The sequence below is a fragment of the Marinoscillum sp. MHG1-6 genome (genome assembly GCF_024714475.1).
Taxonomy (GTDB): domain Bacteria; phylum Bacteroidota; class Bacteroidia; order Cytophagales; family Cyclobacteriaceae; genus JAMZMI01.
In genome coordinates this window covers 128,896-149,125 of sequence record NZ_JAMZMI010000007.1, presented here as the reverse complement: position 1 = coordinate 149,125, position 20,230 = coordinate 128,896, and the positions used below count along the sequence as shown (strand labels likewise).

General features: G+C 43.3%; 23 protein-coding genes. 11 read left to right on the top strand and 12 right to left on the bottom strand.

Annotated features, from left to right (window positions below):
- The first annotated feature begins 114 nt into the window (after window positions 1–114).
- Window positions 115–366: a hypothetical protein gene (locus NXR94_RS14895; protein WP_258105454.1), complete on the top strand. Its 252-nt coding sequence runs from the start codon at window positions 115–117 to the stop codon at window positions 364–366.
- Here NXR94_RS14895 and cdaA read toward each other — a convergent pair whose 3' ends face one another.
- Together cdaA and folP are read right to left on the bottom strand one after the other, a co-directional pair.
- Window positions 367–1,302, bottom strand: a complete 936-nt coding sequence (cdaA, locus tag NXR94_RS14890) for a diadenylate cyclase CdaA (protein WP_258105453.1) — start codon at window positions 1,300–1,302, stop codon at window positions 367–369. It abuts the gene before it with no gap.
- Window positions 1,299–2,135, bottom strand: coding sequence for a dihydropteroate synthase (gene folP / locus NXR94_RS14885; protein WP_308706278.1), 837 nt, complete (start codon window positions 2,133–2,135; stop codon window positions 1,299–1,301). Before folP ends, cdaA begins: the two co-directional genes overlap by 4 nt.
- Before the next feature lie 54 nt (window positions 2,136–2,189).
- Here folP and NXR94_RS14880 point away from each other — a divergent pair, with 54 nt between their 5' ends.
- The 3 genes from NXR94_RS14880 to NXR94_RS14870 are packed head-to-tail and all read left to right on the top strand — an operon-like array spanning window position 2,190 to window position 4,324.
- On the top strand, window positions 2,190–2,735 hold the full coding sequence (locus tag NXR94_RS14880; protein ID WP_258105452.1) for a DUF1599 domain-containing protein: 546 nt from the start codon (window positions 2,190–2,192) through the stop codon (window positions 2,733–2,735).
- A 6-nt stretch (window positions 2,736–2,741) separates the two neighbouring features.
- Window positions 2,742–3,830, top strand: a complete 1,089-nt coding sequence (locus NXR94_RS14875; RefSeq protein WP_258105451.1) for a BT_3928 family protein — start codon at window positions 2,742–2,744, stop codon at window positions 3,828–3,830.
- Window positions 3,827–4,324, top strand: coding sequence for a shikimate kinase (locus NXR94_RS14870; protein WP_258105450.1), 498 nt, complete (start codon window positions 3,827–3,829; stop codon window positions 4,322–4,324). The genes NXR94_RS14875 and NXR94_RS14870 overlap by 4 nt, the downstream gene beginning before the upstream one ends.
- Window positions 4,325–4,328: 4 nt before the next feature.
- Here NXR94_RS14870 and NXR94_RS14865 read toward each other — a convergent pair whose 3' ends face one another.
- Genes NXR94_RS14865 through NXR94_RS14855 form a run of 3 tightly spaced genes read right to left on the bottom strand, consistent with a single transcriptional unit; the run spans window position 4,329 to window position 7,718 of the window.
- Entirely contained in the window at window positions 4,329–4,685 is a 357-nt protein-coding gene (locus NXR94_RS14865) for a DUF6970 domain-containing protein (protein WP_258105449.1), read from the bottom strand.
- Between the two features lie 6 nt (window positions 4,686–4,691).
- Window positions 4,692–6,209: an OmpP1/FadL family transporter gene (locus NXR94_RS14860; RefSeq protein ID WP_258105448.1), complete on the bottom strand. Its 1,518-nt coding sequence runs from the start codon at window positions 6,207–6,209 to the stop codon at window positions 4,692–4,694.
- A 30-nt stretch (window positions 6,210–6,239) separates the two neighbouring features.
- Complete coding sequence (locus tag NXR94_RS14855; protein WP_258105447.1) at window positions 6,240–7,718, bottom strand: hypothetical protein; 1,479 nt, start codon at window positions 7,716–7,718, stop codon at window positions 6,240–6,242.
- Window positions 7,719–7,844: 126 nt separating this feature from the next.
- Between NXR94_RS14855 and proS the strand changes: the two genes are divergently transcribed.
- The 3 genes from proS to floA are packed head-to-tail and all read left to right on the top strand — an operon-like array spanning window position 7,845 to window position 10,815.
- Entirely contained in the window at window positions 7,845–9,320 is a 1,476-nt protein-coding gene (gene proS / locus NXR94_RS14850) for a proline--tRNA ligase (protein WP_258105446.1), read from the top strand.
- The gene (locus NXR94_RS14845) at window positions 9,320–9,787 is read left to right on the top strand and encodes an NfeD family protein (protein WP_258105445.1); all 468 of its coding nucleotides are present in this window, start codon (window positions 9,320–9,322) and stop codon (window positions 9,785–9,787) included. Before proS ends, NXR94_RS14845 begins: the two co-directional genes overlap by 1 nt.
- 11 nt (window positions 9,788–9,798) lie before the next feature.
- Window positions 9,799–10,815: a flotillin-like protein FloA gene (gene floA, locus NXR94_RS14840; protein WP_258105444.1), complete on the top strand. Its 1,017-nt coding sequence runs from the start codon at window positions 9,799–9,801 to the stop codon at window positions 10,813–10,815.
- A 56-nt stretch (window positions 10,816–10,871) separates the two neighbouring features.
- Here floA and NXR94_RS14835 read toward each other — a convergent pair whose 3' ends face one another.
- The 5 genes from NXR94_RS14835 to NXR94_RS14815 all read right to left on the bottom strand — a co-directional run bounded on the left by NXR94_RS14835 (window position 10,872) and on the right by NXR94_RS14815 (window position 15,065).
- Entirely contained in the window at window positions 10,872–11,459 is a 588-nt protein-coding gene (locus tag NXR94_RS14835) for an aminotransferase class IV (RefSeq protein WP_258105443.1), read from the bottom strand.
- Complete coding sequence (locus tag NXR94_RS14830; protein WP_258105442.1) at window positions 11,443–12,408, bottom strand: aminodeoxychorismate synthase component I; 966 nt, start codon at window positions 12,406–12,408, stop codon at window positions 11,443–11,445. Before NXR94_RS14830 ends, NXR94_RS14835 begins: the two co-directional genes overlap by 17 nt.
- Window positions 12,389–12,703: a DUF6787 family protein gene (locus NXR94_RS14825; protein WP_258105441.1), complete on the bottom strand. Its 315-nt coding sequence runs from the start codon at window positions 12,701–12,703 to the stop codon at window positions 12,389–12,391. The genes NXR94_RS14830 and NXR94_RS14825 overlap by 20 nt, the downstream gene beginning before the upstream one ends.
- The gene (locus NXR94_RS14820) at window positions 12,690–13,373 is read right to left on the bottom strand and encodes an RluA family pseudouridine synthase (protein ID WP_258105440.1); all 684 of its coding nucleotides are present in this window, start codon (window positions 13,371–13,373) and stop codon (window positions 12,690–12,692) included. The genes NXR94_RS14825 and NXR94_RS14820 overlap by 14 nt, the downstream gene beginning before the upstream one ends.
- A 111-nt stretch (window positions 13,374–13,484) precedes the next feature.
- Window positions 13,485–15,065 (bottom strand): peptide chain release factor 3, encoded by a 1,581-nt coding sequence (locus NXR94_RS14815; protein WP_258105439.1) that lies wholly within the window; start codon window positions 15,063–15,065, stop codon window positions 13,485–13,487.
- A gap of 122 nt (window positions 15,066–15,187) precedes the next feature.
- Between NXR94_RS14815 and NXR94_RS14810 the strand changes: the two genes are divergently transcribed.
- From NXR94_RS14810 to NXR94_RS14795, 4 genes are all read left to right on the top strand, one after another.
- Window positions 15,188–15,379 carry a hypothetical protein gene (locus NXR94_RS14810; protein WP_258105438.1) on the top strand — a complete coding sequence of 64 codons (192 nt, stop codon included), beginning with the start codon at window positions 15,188–15,190 and terminating at the stop codon, window positions 15,377–15,379.
- Entirely contained in the window at window positions 15,372–15,920 is a 549-nt protein-coding gene (locus NXR94_RS14805) for an NUDIX hydrolase (protein WP_258105437.1), read from the top strand. Before NXR94_RS14810 ends, NXR94_RS14805 begins: the two co-directional genes overlap by 8 nt.
- Window positions 15,921–15,983: 63 nt before the next feature.
- On the top strand, window positions 15,984–17,297 hold the full coding sequence (locus tag NXR94_RS14800; protein ID WP_258105436.1) for an MATE family efflux transporter: 1,314 nt from the start codon (window positions 15,984–15,986) through the stop codon (window positions 17,295–17,297).
- 66 nt (window positions 17,298–17,363) lie between these two features.
- Window positions 17,364–17,819 (top strand): hypothetical protein, encoded by a 456-nt coding sequence (locus NXR94_RS14795; RefSeq protein ID WP_258105435.1) that lies wholly within the window; start codon window positions 17,364–17,366, stop codon window positions 17,817–17,819.
- On the opposite strand, the gene NXR94_RS14790 is transcribed toward NXR94_RS14795, so the two are convergent.
- A complete protein-coding gene (locus tag NXR94_RS14790) occupies window positions 17,816–19,240 on the bottom strand; it encodes a PQQ-dependent sugar dehydrogenase (RefSeq protein ID WP_258105434.1) in 1,425 nt (474 codons plus the stop codon). The two genes, NXR94_RS14795 and NXR94_RS14790, sit on opposite strands and share 4 nt — an antisense overlap.
- A gap of 44 nt (window positions 19,241–19,284) precedes the next feature.
- Complete coding sequence (metX, locus tag NXR94_RS14785) at window positions 19,285–20,229, bottom strand: homoserine O-acetyltransferase (RefSeq protein ID WP_258105433.1); 945 nt, start codon at window positions 20,227–20,229, stop codon at window positions 19,285–19,287.
- Between the last annotated feature and the right edge of the window lies 1 nt (window position 20,230).

Sequence of the window (20,230 nt, the reverse complement as noted above, 5' to 3'; positions counted from 1 at the left end):
GAGTGCTTACCAGACCTGTTTTGAAAGGTTATTTTCTGATCAAAGAATTGCCTTGGTTTTTATTTGGCTCTGATCAGGTGATGTTTATGTGTTTTATGACGTTAATTTTACCCTATGGAATTCGGTGAATATTTAGAGAGTAAAAAAATCAGTTCAAAATCCTTTGAACAGGGTGAAGGTGAATTGTATAAAAGCTTCGAAAAGGAGTTTATGCAAATGCACCCGAATAGTTTTACAGCTCAAAAGCTCTTCTCGATCAATAAACTGCGACGAAAATATCCTATTCAGGCTCAAACTGAAGAAACTAAAACTTCTTCAAAACCAGCGGCAGCAAAACCTAAAATGAAGCCTCGCCCTAAGCTTTAATCAACTGGCCTGCTTTTCCCTGGACTTTGGTGTAGTCGGTTCTTTAGACTTGGTTTCTTTGGGTACTTGCTTGTTAGAACTGGATGATTCCTTCGCTTTCTGAAGCGCATCGGACGCTGGAACAGCTTTTTTGGAGTCTTCCTCAGCAAGATATTCGGTAATTTTTTTTCTGAGCTCCTGCGCAGACAGGTTATGAAACGATTCGCCATTGCGCATTACTGAGAGTTGTCCGGTCTCTTCGGAAACCACCACTACCAGTGTGTCTGTGCTTTCAGACATCCCAATCGCTGCACGGTGTCTGAGGCCGTACATGGCAGGAACTTCTCTTTCAGTAACGGGTAGAATACATCTCGCTGCGACGATCATGTTATTATACACAATCACAGCGCCATCGTGAAGAGGACTGTATTTGTTGAAGATCGCGAGTAATAGACGTTTTGAAATGATGGCATTCAGTCGGTCTCCGGATTCTACATAAAACTTGAGTTCCGAATTTTTGGAGATGACTATCAGCGCACCGGTATTAGATCCACCTAAGGTTTTACAAGCATCGATTAGTGGAGTGACATCCACCTTATTGTATTTGCCATTGGCGCCCCACATGGATTTGAAATTTTCAATGAGGCTTCCTTCATTGAAGAGACTGGTACGTCCGACCAGCAGCAAGAATTTTCTAATCTCTTGCTGGAAGAGGATGATTACTGCCAATACTCCAACACCCATAAACTGTCCAAGGATGTTACTTAGGAGTTCCATTTTGGCAGCATTAACCACCAGGTAAGTGAGATAAAGGATCAGGAAGCCGGAAAATACCTTAAAGGCCACGCTCCCTTTCATTAGATTATAAACCTGATAGAGTAATACTGATACGAGTAGGATATCCAGGATATCTACCCATTTCAATTCCAAAAACCCTATGTTAAAACCTAAAATCAATCCCTTAATAATTTGATGAGCTGAATAGCCTCAGAGGCTTCTTTCACATCGTGAACCCTGAGTATAGATGCACCTCCAAGCAAAGCTACTGTATTTAATACAGTTGTACCATTCAATGCTTCTGATGGATCAATATTCAGTGATTTATAAATCATGGATTTTCGAGATAAACCAGCTAAAACCGGGTGACCAACCTGAAGCAAGTAATCCATTTGGGCAAGCAGTTCAAAATTTTGACTGATGCTCTTGGCAAACCCAAATCCCGGATCAATGATGATATCCTTTAATCCCAGTTTTTTAAGTGTGCTGATTTTCCTAACGAAGGAATCCGCTATTTCTTTTAACAAATCATCATAAGTAGTCAGTTCCTTCATCGTCTGCGGTGTACCGCGCATATGCATCATGATATAAGGAACTTGCAGTTTGGCCGTGGTTTCGAACATTTTCTCATCCAGATCACCTCCCGAGATGTCGTTGATGATTTCCGCCCCAAGATCTACGGCAGCCTTCGCAACGTTACTTCTAAAGGTATCGACCGAAATGATTAGCTCGGGAAATTCACGTTTGATTTCATAGATGGGGTGTGCGATTCTTTCAATTTCCTCTTCAGTCGGTATGTCGGTGGCTCCCGGTCGTGAAGAGTATCCACCGATGTCGATAAAGGTGGCTCCCTCGGAAAGCATCTTTTCCGCCTGGGTCAGGATGCTTTTTATTTCTGATTTTCGGCTTTCACGATAAAAGGAGTCGGGGGTAATGTTAATAATACCCATGATCCTGGGAGTGGATAAGTCGATCAGAGAACCTCGAACATTGATGGTTTTTTGAATATCCAATTGTGTTAGATTTGTTTGAAAATTAATCTGATCCAATATTAACGAATTCACAAATTGAAAAGCGAAACGATCGAGCAATACCAAAAGATAGTAGGGCAGTGCAAGGAGATTTTTGAGAAAAAGACGAAAGATTATGGGACAGCCTGGAGGGTGCTCCGATTGCCGTCCATGACAGATCAGATTTTTATTAAGGCTCAACGGATCCGGTCCATCCAGGAAAAGGGAACACAAAAGATTGATGAAAATATCGAATCGGAGTTTTACGGTATTATCAACTATTGCCTGATTGCGCTGGTGCAAATGCAACTGACAGATACGGATCCTATGGAGTTGCCTTATGAATTTGTTGGGCCAAAGTACGATGAAGCAGCAAAAAACACTTTGGAGCTACTTACCAATAAAAATCATGACTATGGCGAGGCCTGGAGAGATATGCGCGTTAGCTCTATGACGGATATTATTCTTATGAAGCTTTTTCGTGTGAAACAAATAGAAGACAATCAGGGTAAAACACTCATATCTGAGGGAGTGGATGCCAATTATCAGGATATCATCAACTATTCAGTCTTTTGTTTGATTAAACTCGGCGAGGAAAAATAACATACAATGAAGTACATCTATGAAGCAGCCAGGTATCTGGTAGGAGCATTATTTATTTTTTCCGGATTGATTAAGGTTAATGACCCGGTGGGAACGGCCATCAAACTGGAAGAATATTTTGATGTGTTTGCCTATGATTTCGCACCGTTTTTTGAATGGTTTGTACCTGCTGCCTTATTTCTTTCTGTGGTGCTCAGTGTGTTGGAGATTGTACTTGGGGTAGCACTGATCCTGGGTTTTCAAATGAGAGTCACTGCCTGGGCGCTTCTTGGTCTTATTGTGTTTTTCACCTTTCTGACCTTTTATTCCGCCTACTTCAATAAAGTGACAGATTGCGGTTGCTTTGGAGATGCGATCAAATTGACCCCCTGGGAGTCATTTACCAAGGACATCATTTTACTAGCATTGATCATTTTGATATTTATTAATCGAGGTAGCTATCAATCTCATTTTTCTTCCTGGTTTCAGTGGATGAAAGTTGGGGGGGCAACGTTGTTCTTTGTGTTGTTTGCCATCTACTGCATCCGTCATCTTCCTGTCATTGATTTTAGGGCCTACGCTATAGGGAACCATCTGCCAAGCCTGATGGAGCCATCCGAGCCGTTGGTTTATGAGTACATTATGGAAAAGGACGGGAAGGAATATGCTCTGGAGACCTACCCGACAGGATCAGAATATACTTTCAAGGCTATGAATCTGGTGAATCCGGATGCACAACCGAAAATTACTGATTTGAGTGTCTGGACAGATGAGGGCGAGTATACGGAAGAACTTATGCTTGGCGACAAGCTGCTCATTGTCATCTATAGTGCGGAGAAGGCGAATGTGGATCATTTTGATGAGATCAATGAACTGGTTGGATCATTGGGAAATGTAAAGCCCTGGGTATTGACTGCTTCTGGTTACGATATTTTTGAACCCTTTAGGCATGAGGTACAATTAGCCGTGCCTTACTACTATGCCGACGCAACCGTCCTAAAGACTATGGCCAGATCTAATCCTGCTATTCTATTATTGTCCAATGGTACGGTGCTTGGGAAATGGCATTATAATGACGTGCCTGATATTGCAGAAATCAAAGAGCTATTGAATTGAAATCACGGAACAGAATCTACCTGATTGGACTTCCAGGTACAGGTAAGTCTTATTTTGGAAAAATACTGGCAGAGGAAACGGGGCTTCCTTTTTACGACCTTGACCATATCATTGAGGAGAAGGAAGGGTGTGAGATTACCGAAATTTTTGAGACAAAAGGGGAGGATTACTTTCGTGAAGTCGAGGCCGGGTGTCTTTCTGGGTTCAATAACAAAGAAGGATTCATATTAGCTACAGGAGGGGGAGCTCCGTGCTTTCATGATGGAATTGAGGTAATGAATGCTCACGGGGTGACTATCTACTTAACCCAGGAACGCGCTGTGTTGATCGAGCGCTTGTCTGCAAAATCTCATCGACCGCTACTTCAAAATAATGTAGCCGAAAAGGTAGACAAGTTACTTGAGGTTCGAGGTCCGATTTATGAGCAGGCGAACATCACGATTGCCCATAGAGAGGCCGACAAGGTCATGGCAGAAATTGCATCAAAGTTTTGATGTCTTATTCCGATCGATTATCCTCCCAGATCAATTTTTCGTTAGTACTGTCGTCAAAGAAATTAGGGCATTTGCCATCTCCACCTCCGGTTAATCCTCCGTCAGGGGCGCAGATTGCTTGACAGGATTCATTGTAAAGAGTACCTGGAATGTCGCAACATCTTTGCGGCACGAAATAAACAGTTTCTCCTTCAAATTGGTACTGATAAACCTTAGCTGGAGGATTCCACACCGGCTCAGCTTTTATTTCTTCAATGAGCGCGTTGATGCAATCAGGAACCTCTTTAATATCTGCATTCTCTTCTTTGCACGAGGAGCTCAAGAAAACAATCCCGAGAATTAATAGGCCTACTAGTCTCATTTTTGATTAGAACGTAAATCCTACTGTAGCTGATATAGCGGTGTTTTGATTGTCGAACTGCACCTGTGGTTGACTGTTATCCGGCAAATAATATGGTGAGTAGATGTCTTTATACAAGGTGTTTACCACAGCCAGATCGGTATAGAAATTCTTTTTTCTGATCCCCACACCCAATGTTAAGTTTTGTCTTGACCGATCAAACTCAGCATCACGATACGGATCGGCGGTGTAAGCATATCCCGCACGGAAACGGAAGATGTCCATTCTTACCTCAGCGCCCAGGCGGTAGTTCAGCGTATTTCTATATAGATTAATAATTTCTTGATTATCCGCATTCATATTTAACTCTGGAGTATTGGATTGGAATTGCGCAGAAGAATAATCCACATACTCGACGTCCCCGGTGATAAACCCAAGCTTTCCAAGAAAGAATGCAGCACCTACACTTAATTTGGACGGTGTGCGCAGGTTGTAGTCACTTACAGTAATATCGCTCACATAACTTTCCTGATCTAATATAGTGCTGTCATCATAGGCGAAATTGTTCCAGTCAACATCCATGATAAAACTGGACTCGTCTCTAAGTGCCAAATAAGTTGGGGTAGTATAGGAAATACCCATCGTAAGTACTGAAATTGGTCTTAGGATTAAACCAAACGTACCATTGATCCCTGCTCCATTGATGGTGTATTCATCACTCAAATAGAGTGAATTAATTCGATCATCATCGTAAGCGGTGCCATCCACATAGTAGATGAAATCATCTTCATAATAATATCGGCTTCTTTTGAAGTTCAAAGTCTGCACTCCTAGTCCCGCTCCAAAATAGACCTTGTCATTGTAGTTGCCTCCCCAGGAAAAATTAAGTTGATTCTGTCCGCCGGAAGTAATGATTTTTTCTGTTTGATAAGGTTCAACACCAACGTATGTTTGATATTCCGTAAGGTTGCCACCGCCATCATAAAACGGGTCAGTTAAATATGTATAATATGCAGCATATTCCATTTCCGACAGATTTCCAGGTGCGATGGTGCCTGAGTTAGATAGAAAGGCATCTACGATAGAGCTTTGAGGGCTATATCCTCCATAATTGGATACCTGATTGAAATCATTAATCCGGGTAAAAGAAATCGCAAAAGAGCCTCCCTTGAACTTATCCTCCGGAATGTCACCGATCGTATGGTTTAATACAATTCCAAAATTTGGAAGATTGAAGTTGGGCTGGTAGCTTGGAATGATTTCACCACCATAGTTTCCATCTGAGTTGTGAAAAGTTACTGTTGGGGTAAACGAGAAGACACTTCTGTTAAAGAAACCCAAACCAGCGGGATTTGATCCGGCGGAGCTGATGTCTCCACCCAGAGCGATTTGTGAACCCCCTAAGGCCTGAATTCGTGCTGTGGAACCAAAAGGGTTGGTCTGACTGAAGCGTAGTGCATCTTGATAGTAACCGTATGGTTGACCAAAACCTTTTAGTCCGAACAGAGCTAGTCCTCCTATTAATATTATACTAAGCGATTTCATAGTCCTAAGTCTTAAAAGTTAATAACCCGATTATCTGCCACCACGTCTGGATGAAGAACTGCTACTTGAGCTACGACCTCCTGAACTGCTACCGGAGCTTCTTCCTCCTGAGGAGGATGAACTTCTTGATCCTGAGCTGTAGCTTGATCCCGAAGAGGATGATCTACTGCCACCACCTGAGGAACCTCGGCTGTAGCTGCTACTGCTACCCGAACTTGAGGAAGAGCCTCTATTGTAGTTTGAAGAGCCGGAACTTGATGATCCTCGGTTATAGTTTGAAGAATTTGAGCTTCCGCTACTGTAGCTTCTATTGCTGTTACTGTTTGCCTTATAGGTCCTTCCATAATTGGAATTCCCTGATTTGTAAGATTGGTTTCCAGTGTTGCCTTTATATCGACTCGTATTATGAGAAGAATTGCTTGAACTTCTTACCGTTCCATTACCAGAACTGCGCGTAGTGTTTGGTCTGGTAGTATAGCCCGTTTCACTCGTAGAACCTGAACTGGTAGTTCGGTAGGAGGTTTTACGATTAGTGCTCGTTGATGATACAGAGGTTCTGGACCTGCTGTAGTATTCATTTTGAGTTCTGGAATAATCCCGACTATTAGCAGATGAGACAGCGGTGCTGTTGCTTGCCGTAGAAGACCTTGAGGGTCTGTCCAGATTTGCAGTACTTGTTGACCTGTTCGTAGTGGCTCCACCACGTGAATATCTTGCTCCTTGCACTACTGTTCTGCTATTTCCAGAATCACCATAATAATAACCACCATTATAACCGCTATAATAAAGCCCGTTATAGAAGCCGCTGTTGTAAGCGTAATTGTATCTTCCCCAGTTATTGTATCCGTAGCCATAGTAAGAATAATACGGGCTATTCCAACCCCATCCTCCCCAGTAGGGATCATACCATGAAGAATAGTAGTTATAACCCCATGGATTACACCATGAGTTCATGCGATAAGGGTTCCCCCAACCAAGTGAAACCGAAAAACCGGAATTCCAACCCCAGTAAGGGTCGTTCCAGCCCCAGTAGGGGTCATTCCAACCATTATAACCCCAGTTATTATTCCACCTGGTTTGTGCGTAGCCATTAGTGTAATAGTTGTTATTGATTATGGTCGTGCCATTAGGGTCGTTATTTGTCTGTGTATTGCTATACTCTTCCGGGTAGTAGGAATAGGAAATATTTGAAGCTGATGGAGTGCCATCTTCGTAATATTCTAGTGTGTCATCAGGATTGTAGGAAGAAGCGTCGGTACCCGACTTATATCTGGCGATGTATTCAGGGTTTACCTGGTGAGCCGAATAATTATCCGAATAGTTATTGTTCGTGTATGACTCATAGGTAGTCTGTGCATCATCTTTTTCATCAGTAGATGCCCTTTTGATCTTTTGCCTGTCGTTAGAGTTGAAATACATATCATCATATTCCTGTGCAGTGGCACCGAATACAACAAATAGCATCAAAGAGCCGACAAATACTTGGGATAATTTTTTGATAGCTTTCATGGCATCTTCCTTTATTGATATTACATCTTGCCGGGTCAAAAGATTCAACTTAGTCAAGTTATATTTGCCACCGGCTTTTGGCTAATATAAAAGTAGCAATTACTATACCAAAAAAGATTTTTAAACATGAGCAAGGGACTCCCAAGTCGATCGGAAGATTATTCACTATGGTACAATGAGTTGGTAAAGCGGGCAGGATTAGCTGAAAATTCGCCCGTAAGAGGCTGTATGGTGATAAAACCCTATGGTTTTGCGATATGGGAAAAGATGCAGCAGACCCTTGATAAAATGTTTAAGGATACGGGGCATTCGAACGCCTATTTTCCGCTTTTTATCCCTAAATCCTTTTTTAGTAAGGAAGCGGATCACGTAGAGGGTTTTGCAAAGGAATGTGCAGTGGTAACACACTATCGTTTAAAAAATGACGAAGAAAATGGTGGCGTGACGGTTGATCCGGAGGCTAAGTTGGAAGAGGAGCTGATTGTGAGGCCAACATCTGAAACGGTGATTTGGGACTCATACAAAAACTGGATCCAGTCCTACAGAGACTTGCCATTGTTGATCAATCAATGGGCAAACGTGGTGAGATGGGAGATGAGAACCCGCCTGTTTCTCAGAACAGCAGAATTCCTTTGGCAGGAGGGCCACACAGCTCATGCTACCAAGGATGAAGCTATCAAGGAAACTGAGCAAATGCTTGAAGTCTATGGTGACTTTGTAGAAAATTTCATGGCTGTGCCTGTGATCAAGGGAACAAAAACGGAAAATGAAAGATTTGCCGGGGCGGTAGAGACCTATTGTATTGAAGCAATGATGCAGGATGGCCGTGCATTGCAGGCCGGGACCTCTCATTTCCTTGGTCAGAACTTTGCCAAGGCATTTGATGTGAAGTTTGCAACGAAGGAAGGAAAAGAAGAGTTTGTCTGGGGAACTTCATGGGGAGTGAGCACACGTTTAATGGGAGCCTTAATTATGGCGCATTCAGATGATCAGGGTTTGGTGCTTCCGCCGAACTTAGCCCCAACACAGGTGGTCATTGTGCCGATTTATAAGCGTGATGAAGAATTAGCTAATATTTCTGAAGCGGCCAAAGAAATCATAGACGGATTGAAAGCGAAAGGCATCAGTGTGCAATTTGATGATCGCGACACCCATAAGCCCGGATGGAAATTTGCAGAATATGAACTAAAGGGCGTTCCTGTAAGGATTGCCATTGGGCCAAGAGATATGGAGAATGGTACCGTGGAGGTGGCTAGAAGGGATACCAAAGAAAAGCAAACTGTCAATCGAGATGCTGTGGTTGACCATATAGGGTCGTTGCTTGACGTGATGCAGAAAAGCATTTTTGAAAAAGCGGCCACTTTCAGGAACGAGAATACCCATACGGTGGATACTTACGAGGAGTTTAAGGAAATTCTGGAGACCAGGCCTGGGTTTATTTATGCACACTGGGATGGTACTTCAGAAACAGAAGAAAAAATTAAAACAGAAACCAAAGCAACAATTCGTTGCATTCCGTTAAATTCCAGTCCCGAAGAAGGTAAATGTATTTATTCGGGAAAACCTTCAAAGCAGCGCGTGCTGTTTGCTAAAGCTTACTAATGGACTGGTTGACCGTCATCGGTTTAATAGTATTTGGGATTGCCCTCATTGTGGTGGAGGTGGTGTTCATACCCGGAACCACTGTGGTGGGGATTCTAGGATTTTTGATCTCAGGCTACGGCATCTATTTAGGATATGATTATTTTGGTCAAACCACAGGAAGTGTGGTATTGGCCGGAGCTTCATTGATAGGGTTTGGTATCATCCTGTATGCACTTAAATCTGGAGCGTGGCAGAAGTTTTCGCTCAAAGAAGTAAATGCGGGGCGAACCAATGAAGATCAAAAAGTGGAGCTTAATGTAGGGGATGAAGGCGTGATGGTCTCTTCAGCTAAGCCTGTTGGGAAGGCCCGTTTTGAATTAGGTGATGTGGAGGTTAGGAGTAAAGGAAGTTTCATCACTGAAGAGACACCTGTAAAAATCGTTAGGATTGAATCCAACAAAATTTTTGTAGAACCAATTAATTAAAAATAATGGAAATGTTGCCCATGTTAATTTTCCTCTTTGCCGGTATCATTGGCCTTTTTGTGCTGCTGTATTTTATTCCGGTAAATTTGTGGATCACTGCCCAATTCTCGAATGTGCGGGTCGGTTTGTTCGAGCTGATGTTTATGAGGATTAGGAAGGTGCCACCGTCAATAATTGTTAACTCTCTAATCACAGCGACTAAAGCGGGTCTTACGCTTCAGGAGGTAGTTGATGGTCCGAACAGACCACTCAAAACACAAGAGCTTGAAACTCATTATCTGGCGGGAGGAAATGTTCCCCAGGTGATCAAGGCCTTGATATCTGCAGATAAGGCAAATATCAATTTGACCTTCAAACAAGCTACTGCGATTGACTTGGCAGGTAGAGACGTTTTTGAGGCGGTTCAAATTTCGGTTAATCCGAAGGTGATCAATACCCCATCGGTTGCTGCGGTTGCAGCAGATGGAATTCAGTTGATTGCCAAGGCGAGAGTGACGGTAAGAGCTAACATCCAGCAATTAGTTGGAGGTGCCGGGGAAGACACCATTCTGGCCAGAGTGGGTGAGGGTATTGTGACTTCTATTGGTTCTGCGAATTCTCACAAAGATGTTCTTGAGAACCCAGATAAAATTTCAAAACTTGTACTTCAAAGAGGACTGGATGCGGGTACTGCATTTGAGATCCTGTCAATCGATATTGCAGATGTGGATGTAGGAGCCAACATCGGTGCGAAACTTCAGACTGATCAGGCATCTGCCGACTTGAAGGTGGCCGAGGCGAAAGCTGAGGAAAGAAGAGCCATGGCTGTGGCGGAGGAACAAGAAATGGTTGCGAAAGCGCAAGAAGCCCGGGCGAAGGTGATCCTTGCGGAGGCGGAGATACCTAAAGCATTGGCAGAAGCCTTCAGAAGCGGAAACCTTGGTGTAATGGACTACTATAAATTCCAGAACATTCAGGCGGATACGGATATGAGAGAATCTATTGCGGGAACAGGTAAGAAAAGCTCAGGAAAGAAAAAGGATTCCTGATCAATCAGGACTTCAAAATAAATATAAAGGGCTGTCGCAAGACAGCTTTTTTTGTTTTAGGAGATATCGGAAATGTCTACCTCTACGTCTTCGAGGTCCAACATGGAATTGATCAGGCTCACCTTCGAAAAATAGTTAAGATCTGAAGGGGCTATGAAGGATTCTCTTATGACGCCATGACTTAAATAGAACTGTCTTTTAACCCCATTGAGCAATGGTGTTTTTGGGGTCACCCAGGTTTCTCCATCCCAGAATGCCAGGTTGAAGTAGCTCCCATCGGTAATCCTGTTTTTCTTGATGATAACGATATCATCGGCAGTTCCACGATCTTCATAAAGTACTTCTAAAGCCTTTCGATTTTCGGATTTATAAGCATAATCGATGTCGTCATCTTCCACCATGCGAAGGGATTTGATCGGCCTGGGGCGATATTCTGCAAACTCGACATCAATGGACTCATTGTCGTACAGTACGCGAACCTTGTAAGTTTCCTCAAAATCCAGTTGGGGAAGATGTGATTCAAGATTGAAAGGAATGTAAAGAGGGAAATGCTTTTTAAAGGTCAGATTGATTCGCCTTTGATGAAAATCCAAAAGTTGATAGTTGGCTTTCTTGAAGCAAACACTTTCAATGAATCGGGACATAGACTTTATCAATAAATTCCTGATATTCCTTGTCAGCCTGGGAGAACGAAGTTATTCCACCTCCGCTTTTATAGTACAAATTTCCATCTTCTTTTTCAATAAATCTGATCATCACACCGGAGTTCAGATTTTTTCCGTCAAAATACCCACAAACCCCTGTATAATACCCCCTGTCATAGGTTTCTGCACTTTGAATGATTTCTACTGTTTTTGGTTTCGGAGCTCCTGAAATGGAGCCTGCCGGGAGCAACTTGAAGAGGATAGTTCCCAGATGCTGCAGGTAATCTTCAGGCAAGGTTCCTTCGATCTCTGAGCTGACTTGCAAGAGCTTCTTTTCATGGGTGTTCACCTCGGTAACAAATCGAAATTTGTTCACATTGACCTGCTCCGCCACCTGGCTTAAATCATTTCGTATCAGATCGGTAATGGTTACGTGCTCTGCCAGTTCCTTAGGGTCATCGAGCAACTTCTCTTTGGCGTTGGGTAGAGAGGCATCAATAGTGCCCTTCATTGGATAAGAATAAATTTTTCCGTCTATGATTTTTACAAAGGTTTCAGGCGAGAAGACCACAAACCGATCCTCAAATAAGACCTTATATTTTGCACGGCTGATCCGGTAGATGTCTTTCAGAGAGAGGTCCGTGAAAATAGGTGTTTTGAAGGTCAGGTTAACCAGGAAAGAATTACCGATGTTGATTTGTCTGACCACCTGGTCAAAGCTTTTTTTAAAGGTGATGAAATCGGCGGGTTTCTTTGAAAAGTCGAATGCAGGAGTACTGATTTTTGAGTCAGCCTCATCAAAGTCAAATGATAATTTTTCAGGATCAATTTGGTCTGAAGGCGCAATCCAGGCTTTTGTGCCTAAAAAATCTGTAAAGAAGAAAAAGGGCCTTTTTTTAGGCGCGAGGGTATTGATTTGTGAGATCGCATCATTCCTGCTCAGGATCATTTTGCTTTCTTTTGAATCTGCTAAACATCTTTTTTTCAAACTCCCAGAAGAAGCGGAACTGGCCAAATATTAGTCCGTAGAAAAGGAGCACCACATTATATACTGGTAATATCAACAGGTAGTAGATAACTGAAAACCAGAAGTTTTGATCACTATCCGATGTGAATAAGTCGACTATCGGTTTTTTGAGAAACATGACTGTAAAACCCGTACAGGCAAAGACCACCAAAACCAGTATGACTTGTGTGGTGTTTTTGAGGTTCCATCTTTGCTGTAGTTTTTTAATCCAACTCATTCACGAAGCTGCTGTAGTCAGGCCATTCAGGTTTACAAGTGATTTTTACTGGTTCTTGTTTTACGGGGTGAGTAAAATTAATCTGGAATGCGTGCAAGCTAATGCTTTTGTCAGGATTTGCTTTAGGATACCCGTATCTCAAATCACCTTTTATGGGACAATTGATTTTTGAAAGCTGTACTCTGATTTGGTGAGGTCGTCCGGTTTTAGGTTTCACTCGGAGGAGAGAGTGACTGTCTCCAATGGCTACCACATCGTAAGTGAGTTCAGCCCTTTTGGCGTTAGCTTTTGCCCGAGTGAAGGCCCTTACCGTATTTTTTTTCGAATCCTTTTCTATGTAATGAACCAGTGTTTCTTCCGTCTCTGCTGGCTTGTCCTTAACTATAGCCAGATAAACTTTTTGTACATCGTCGTCTCTGAAAAGCTTGTTCATTCGCTCTAGCGCTTTGGAGGTACGCGCAAAAACGATCACCCCGCTCACCGGCCGATCCAGTCTGTGAGTTGGATGAAGAAATACATCTCCCGGTTTGTCATACTTTCGCTTGACATAAACTTTGGCCCAATCGGTAAGTGTACGGTCTCCCGTTTTGTCACCTTGCACCAACCAGCCTGATGGCTTATTGATGATCAAAAGGTGGTTGTCTTCGAAAAGTACTTTTGGGTCTTTCATGGTGATGTAAATTAAGTCAGAACGTAATACCAACAAATGCGTCTATTTCGCTTTATGATCAAGGTATTACAACAGTGATCCAAATGTTGGATGTTTGGTGTTTGTATTGCTTTAAAACTCGCTGATGTAATGGAAGTCAATGTCCGGAAAGTTTTCCTGAACCATCTGCAACCATGCCTTGCTTTCAGCCATGAAAACTAGTTTACCTTCTTTGTCTTTGGCTATATGACGGTACTTGTCTTTGACGAATGCATCCAGCTTGTCTGAATCCGCCGCACTTATCCAGCAGGCTTTGTAGATATTGACCGAATCAAATCGTGCTTTGGCATTGTATTCGTTCAGCAGGCGGTGTTGAAGTACTTCAAATTGAAGAGCACCGACAGTACCTACCACTTTTCGACTACCCATCTCATAGGTGAAGAGCTGGGCTACACCCTCATCCATTAGCTGATCCAGTCCTTTTTCCAATTGCTTGGACTTCATGGCGTCCAGGTTGGTGACTTCTTTGAAAAGTTCCGGTGAGAAACTTGGGATCCCTTTGTAGAGTCCTTTCTCTCCTTCGGTAAGGGTATCGCCAATTTTAAGATTTCCGGTATCATAGAGCCCCACGATATCTCCTGGGAAAGCCTCATCAATGGTCTCTTTTTGCTGGGCCATAAAGGCTGTCGCATTAGAGAATCTGAAGTTTTTGTTTTGCCTTACGTGAAAGTAATTGCTGCCTCTCAGGAACCTTCCCGAACAGACCCTTGCGAAGGCAATACGGTTTCGGTGCTTCGGATCCATGTTTGCATGGATTTTGAATATGAAGCCGGTAAACTTACTTTCGGTAGGCTCAATTTTTCTTTCTTCTGTTTCACGTGCTTTTGGGGCGGGAGCCAGATCAATGAAACAATCCAACAGTTCACGTATTCCGAAGTTATTAACGGCACTACCGAAGAAAACCGGAGCCACATCTCCATTCTTGTAAGCATCTACATCCAACTCATCATATACACCATTTACAAGTTCCACCTCTTCTCTTAAAGTGGCTACCGCTGATTCCGGCAGGTGCTTTTCGATTTCAGGGTCATTAATCCCCTTAATCTCCACCACATCGGTGACCTTTTTTGTTTTGTTAGGCTCATATAGGTTGAGGTTGTTCTCATACATATTATAAACCCCCCTCAGGGATTTACCCATCCCGATCGGCCAGCTCATCGGACGGACTTTGATACCCAGCTTTTCTTCGATTTCATCCAACAGGTCAAAAGCATCTCGACCCTCACGGTCAAGCTTATTGATGAAGCAGATTACTGGTGTATTTCTCATACGACAAACCGCCATTAGTTTTTCGGTTTGCTGCTCAACCCCCTTCACACAGTCAATGACCATGATCACACTATCGACCGCAGTAAGTGTCCTGTAAGTGTCTTCTGCAAAATCTTCGTGACCAGGAGTATCCAGGATGTTGATCTTAAGATCTTTGTATTCAAATCCCATAACAGATGTAGCCACGGAAATGCCACGTTGCTTCTCTATATCCATCCAGTCGGAGCGTGTACCCATATCGATTTTGTTCGATTTGACGGCACCGGCAGTTTGTATCGCACCTCCGAAAAGCAGAAGTTTTTCGGTAAGTGTGGTTTTACCCGCATCCGGGTGAGCAATAATGCCAAAGGTTCGACGCTTCTTAATTTCCTGTTCTAAAGTCATGGGAATTTGGATTTCAGCGCGAAGTTAATGCTTATCCCTGCCTCGCGAAAATGGGAGTCTAAAAAGCATATTGAATTGGAAATTATTTTGATAATGTTTGGAATGATTAGGTTTACAGTCCTATGAATGTAAAGGCTTATAGATACCTGCTTTATTTTGGCATTGGGGTAATGATGTACTTCGTACTGAAGGAAGAAGGAGGAACGGGGATTCAGGAAATTCATCGTGTGGCTCCATGGATTATTCTTTCGATAGTTGTCTTGATGATGGTGTTGCGTTTCATTGTTGAGAAGAAAAGGAATAAAGATGAGTAAGAAGAATCCCTGGGTCAAAAAGAGTGGTAAACTCATCTATGAAAACCCATGGATCAGACTGGATGAGGATAAGGTGATTAATCCGGGTGGTGGGATCAGCATGTACGGAAAGCTCCATTTTAAAAATCTGGCTATTGGCATTGTTCCTCTGGATGAAGACATGAATACCTGGCTTGTTGGTCAATGGCGATATGCGCTGGACGAGTATTCCTGGGAGATTCCAATGGGAGGTGGTCCATTAGGTATTGATAAGTTGGAGTCAGCCAAAAGGGAGCTCAAGGAGGAGACAGGACTCAGTGCAAATAAGTGGACCGAATTTTTAAAGATTCATACTTCCAATTCTGTGACTGATGAATTGGGCTATGCCTTTCTCGCCCAGAATCTAACCGAGGGAGAAACTGAATTTGATGAAACTGAAGACCTCGAAATCTGGAAATTACCCTTTCAGGAAGCCTATCAAATGGTTCTTGAAGGTAAGATTACGGATGGACTAACAGTTGCGGCTATTCTTCGACTTGCTGTGATCCTGAAAATGGGATGAGCGGTCAAACCTAAGACCCACGCGTTCGTATCCTAAGTGCCATATCGCTACATCGACCAATTCATGAACCTTTCTATAAAAGAGCATTTTAGAAGAAACATTATACTGGCATTTCCTGTAGTTATCAGTCAGCTGGGGCACATCATGGTAGGTGTGGCTGATACAATGATGGTGGGGCGGGTAGGAGTAATCCCATTAGCAGCTGCGACTTTTGGAAGTACATTCTATCATGTCTTGATGGTATTCGGAATGGGAGTCAGTTTTGCGGTTACGCCCCTAGTCGCGGCTACAGATAGCAATGAAAAGAACCTGCTGGCGAAATATTTACAAAATGGGGTTTTCATGAGCATCCTAACCGCTTTAGCACTAACAGGTGTTGGGCTATTGGCTGCACAGTTTCTGGATTACTTTGGTCAGGAAGAGGCGGTAGCTCAAATGGCTCAGCCCTACCTGATCGTGATGACCATTTCACTTATCCCCATGATGTATTTTCAGGCGTTGAGGCAATACTCCGAAGGTTTGAGTGATACATTTTATCCGATGATTGTGTCTATCGCGGCTAATTTGCTGAATGTCTTTTTGAATTATATTCTGATCTATGGTGTATGGGGTTTTCCCGCGCTGGGCTTATTGGGAGCGGGATATGCCACTTTGATATCAAGAGTGATTATGGCCATGGCTATGCACCTGGGGAAGCGGAATAGGATGAGACATTTCCAATGGAAGTTTGACTGGCTGATAATAAAGAGAATGTTTCGAATCGGCGTGCCATCAGGAATGCAATACGTCTTTGAGATTGGCGCCTTCGCTACTTCAGCCATCATGATTGGCTGGATCAATGCAGAGTCTCAGGCGGCGCATCTGATAGCAATCAATATGGCGGCCGTCACCTACATGGTTGCGTCTGGTCTTGGAGCTGCAGGCACGATACGTATCGGAAATCAGATGGGATTGAAAAATAAGCATGACCTACAGGTTGCAGGGTATTCTCTGCTCTTAACTGTTGCGGGATTTATGGGAACCTGTGGTTTGCTCTTTATTCTATTCAGACACGAGTTGGTTTCGCTTTACATTGATGACTACCAGGTTGAAACAATTGCGGCCGGGTTGTTGATCATTGCCGCGGGATTTCAAATCTCTGATGGTATTCAGGCAGTTGGGCTCGGCATCTTAAGAGGGCTGACGGATGTGAAAATACCGACTCTTGTGACCTTCATTTCTTATTGGGTGATCGCCATACCCATGGCCTATTTTTTAGGCTTTATATATGAGCTTGGCGTGGATGGAGTGTGGTATGGGTTGCTTACAGGATTAAGTATGGCAGCATTATTGCACTTCATCAGATTCAGAAAATTGACTCGACAGTTAGATTTTTGAATAATATTTAGAACAGATTAAACTATTTGATGGTTTAATGTGTCAAATAGGTATAGCCCAAGCATCATGAATCGAATTTTGCCGCTCTTGATTTTGATTGCTCTTTCGGCATGCAACTCGGAAGAGAGTCTTACACAGGAGGAGGTTCAGACTATAAGGTATGGAACCTCGTTCGGTCAGTGTATTGGGTATTGCCTTTCCGACATGGAGGTAAGTGCCGAATGGGTTTACTTCACCAAGTATGGTTGGCACGAAGATGTGGACGCTAAATCTACGACTATAAATTTTGATAAAGATGCCTACCAGGAGCTGTTGGCCTCAGTTGACAAAGAAAAATTTCTAGCCTCTGAACCCGTCATTGGTTGTCCGGACTGTGCTGATGGTGGCGCTGAATGGATCGAAATGACCATCGACAATCGAACTAAAAAAGTGACTTTTGAATATGGAAAAGCCCCTATGGGTTTAGAGGCCACTCTTACTGATCTTCGTGTTTTGGCGAAGCAAATCAATAACGGTCTTTAATCTGAGATCGGGATCAATTTGAATATATATCCTGGATTTTCAACGGACACATAAATAAAATCTTCCGGCCCCATTTTCACATTCCTTACCCTGCCGATATTTTCCATCAGTCGCTCTTCCTTAGTAATCTGATTTCCATCCAAATAACAAAGGTTGAGGTATTTGAAACGAAGCGATCCAGCTAGCAGGTGACCTTTCCAGCCCGGATACCGCTCTCCTGTAACAAAAGCTAAGCCACTTGGAGCGATAGACGGAACCCAATAAAGGTTCGGTTGTTCCATTCCTTCTTTCGCTAGCAAGTTGGTAAAAGTGGTGCCATTATAGTTGAGGCCGTAAGAGATGATCGGCCAGCCATAATTCAGGCCGGATGAGATTTCGTTGATTTCATCCCCTCCCCTGGGCCCATGTTCGTGGGTCCATATCTTGCCTGTTTCCGGATTGAGATCCATTCCCTGAGGGTTTCTATGGCCGTATGAATAGATGCTAGCGACAGCGCTATCCTGACCAATAAATGGATTGCTTTCCGGAATGCTACCATCAGGATTGATTCTATGCACCTTACCACAATGGCTGGCTAATGATTGTGGGTTTTGGTCTCTGGCCCCTCTATCTCCAACAGTGACATACAAATACCCCTGATTATCAAATTCTAAACGACTTCCATAATGATGACGGGTGCCTGAATAAGGGGCTGCTTTGAAAATGGTTTCACGGTCATAGATGGTCAGGCTATCGGAAAGTTTCATGCGATCGACCGCGGTACCTGCAGGATCTCTTTCCCCCTCAATGGGTTCAAAATCTGAATAGGACATATAGATCCAGCCGTTTTCGGCATAGTTCGGATCAATGATCACATCCAGTAAACCACCTTGACCATCGTTCAATACCTGTGGTCCTCCGGATACTTCTGTGATCTTTCCGTCAGTTCCTACATGAAAGATGGTTCCCGAACGATCGGTAACAATCATGGCCCCGTCAGGAAAGAAATCCATGCCCCATGGAATTTCCCCTCCGGTGAATACAGTATCCAGGTGAAATGAAAATTGTGCTGTTTTGAAGGTGTCTGATTCCAGTGCTACGTCCTGAAACTTATATGCCTCAACGTTTTCTATTCCATATCTTATGTAATCAGCGAGGCCGGCAATTTGCTCAGGAGTAAATGAGGCCCCGAAAGTGGGCATGCCTGCCTCTACATTACCATTGGTAATGGTGTTGATCAGTTCCTCTTTGCTATTTCCAAATTTCCAGTTCCTGTCTACAAAGGCCTGCATTTGACCTCCGTGACATCCTGAGCAGTAGGTGGTGAAAGTAGTCTCCTCCTCGGTATAGTCTTTTTCCTTTTCCTGCGGTTGGCATTGTACTATCAGAATGATCAATGCCGCGAACGTAAAAATGATTGCTAGTCTGGATTTAGGGTACATAGATCTTGTTTAAATGCAAACCCTAAATATAAAAACATGTTTGGTTATTGTTCCCTTAAAAACTCCTTTAACAACTGGCCGATTTGAGGTGCTTCAACCAAAAATCCATCATGACCGTAATTGGACGTGATTTGTGCAAAAGTTGCATTTGGAATTTCGTTGGCAATTAATTCCTGCTCATGTGGAGGGAAAAGTATATCAGAATCTACCCCAATTACTAATGCCTTTGATTGGATTCTTTTCAAGGCCGCTTGTATCGATCCGTAATGTCTGCCCACATTATGACTATCCATTGCTTTAGAAAGAGTATAATAGCTGTCCGCAGAAAACCGCTTTCTCAACTTTTCTCCCTGGTAGTTGAGATAAGAAGAAGCAGAGAAATCCTCCCACCTGTGATCTACATCCTCCTGGGTATTCTGGAAGGTGTTATAATGTCGGTAGGAGAGCATAGCAATGGCTCTAGCCGCTTCCAGACCTTTGGAAGGGTCAATATTTTCCAACGCCATTCTCTGTGCTTCATTAAAAGCGATACCCCATGGAGAGTGTACGGCATTGGTTGCCATTGGAGCAATATTTTCGAAAAGCTCCGGTTCCTGAACAGCCCACTCAAGCAGTTGCTGTCCGCCCATAGAACCTCCAAGTCCAAGGTGGATCTTAGTTATACCAAGCTCTTTGATCAGAATCTGGTGCAACTTGACCATGTCTTTAATGGTCACCAAAGGAAACTGTCGATTTGAAGGGCCGGTAGTGCCGTAGCATGAACCCAACATGTTGGCGCAGATGATAAAATGATCCTGAGGGTTTATCACGCACCCTTCTCCAACAATCCCGGGCCACCATTCCATCGGGTTGCTATTGGCAGTCAAAGCATGGAATACCCATACAGCATTGGTTTTCGTTTTGTTGAGCTTGCCGTAGGTGGTATAGCGAATTTTAACATTCTGGAGTGCTTCACCGCACTCCAGAAATAGTGACTGTTTTACCTTCAAT

Bases quoted from the DNA above. Each gene is read 5' to 3' on its own strand.
- NXR94_RS14865 (WP_258105449.1), bottom strand. From the start codon at position 4,685: ATGAGACTAGTAGGCCTATTAATTCTCGGGATTGTTTTCTTGAGCTCC.
- NXR94_RS14895 (WP_258105454.1), top strand. From the start codon at position 115: ATGGAATTCGGTGAATATTTAGAGAGTAAAAAAATCAGTTCAAAATCC.
- NXR94_RS14875 (WP_258105451.1), top strand. From the start codon at position 2,742: ATGAAGTACATCTATGAAGCAGCCAGGTATCTGGTAGGAGCATTATTT.
- floA (WP_258105444.1), top strand. From the start codon at position 9,799: ATGTTGCCCATGTTAATTTTCCTCTTTGCCGGTATCATTGGCCTTTTT.
- NXR94_RS14855 (WP_258105447.1), bottom strand. From the start codon at position 7,718: ATGAAAGCTATCAAAAAATTATCCCAAGTATTTGTCGGCTCTTTGATG.
- NXR94_RS14845 (WP_258105445.1), top strand. From the start codon at position 9,320: ATGGACTGGTTGACCGTCATCGGTTTAATAGTATTTGGGATTGCCCTC.
- NXR94_RS14790 (WP_258105434.1), bottom strand. From the start codon at position 19,240: ATGTACCCTAAATCCAGACTAGCAATCATTTTTACGTTCGCGGCATTG.
- NXR94_RS14795 (WP_258105435.1), top strand. From the start codon at position 17,364: ATGAATCGAATTTTGCCGCTCTTGATTTTGATTGCTCTTTCGGCATGC.
- NXR94_RS14810 (WP_258105438.1), top strand. From the start codon at position 15,188: ATGAATGTAAAGGCTTATAGATACCTGCTTTATTTTGGCATTGGGGTA.
- NXR94_RS14830 (WP_258105442.1), bottom strand. From the start codon at position 12,408: ATGATCCTGAGCAGGAATGATGCGATCTCACAAATCAATACCCTCGCG.
- NXR94_RS14860 (WP_258105448.1), bottom strand. From the start codon at position 6,209: ATGAAATCGCTTAGTATAATATTAATAGGAGGACTAGCTCTGTTCGGA.
- NXR94_RS14800 (WP_258105436.1), top strand. From the start codon at position 15,984: ATGAACCTTTCTATAAAAGAGCATTTTAGAAGAAACATTATACTGGCA.
- NXR94_RS14815 (WP_258105439.1), bottom strand. From the start codon at position 15,065: ATGACTTTAGAACAGGAAATTAAGAAGCGTCGAACCTTTGGCATTATT.
- NXR94_RS14825 (WP_258105441.1), bottom strand. From the start codon at position 12,703: ATGAGTTGGATTAAAAAACTACAGCAAAGATGGAACCTCAAAAACACC.
- NXR94_RS14835 (WP_258105443.1), bottom strand. From the start codon at position 11,459: ATGTCCCGATTCATTGAAAGTGTTTGCTTCAAGAAAGCCAACTATCAA.
- proS (WP_258105446.1), top strand. From the start codon at position 7,845: ATGAGCAAGGGACTCCCAAGTCGATCGGAAGATTATTCACTATGGTAC.
- NXR94_RS14820 (WP_258105440.1), bottom strand. From the start codon at position 13,373: ATGAAAGACCCAAAAGTACTTTTCGAAGACAACCACCTTTTGATCATC.
- NXR94_RS14805 (WP_258105437.1), top strand. From the start codon at position 15,372: ATGAGTAAGAAGAATCCCTGGGTCAAAAAGAGTGGTAAACTCATCTAT.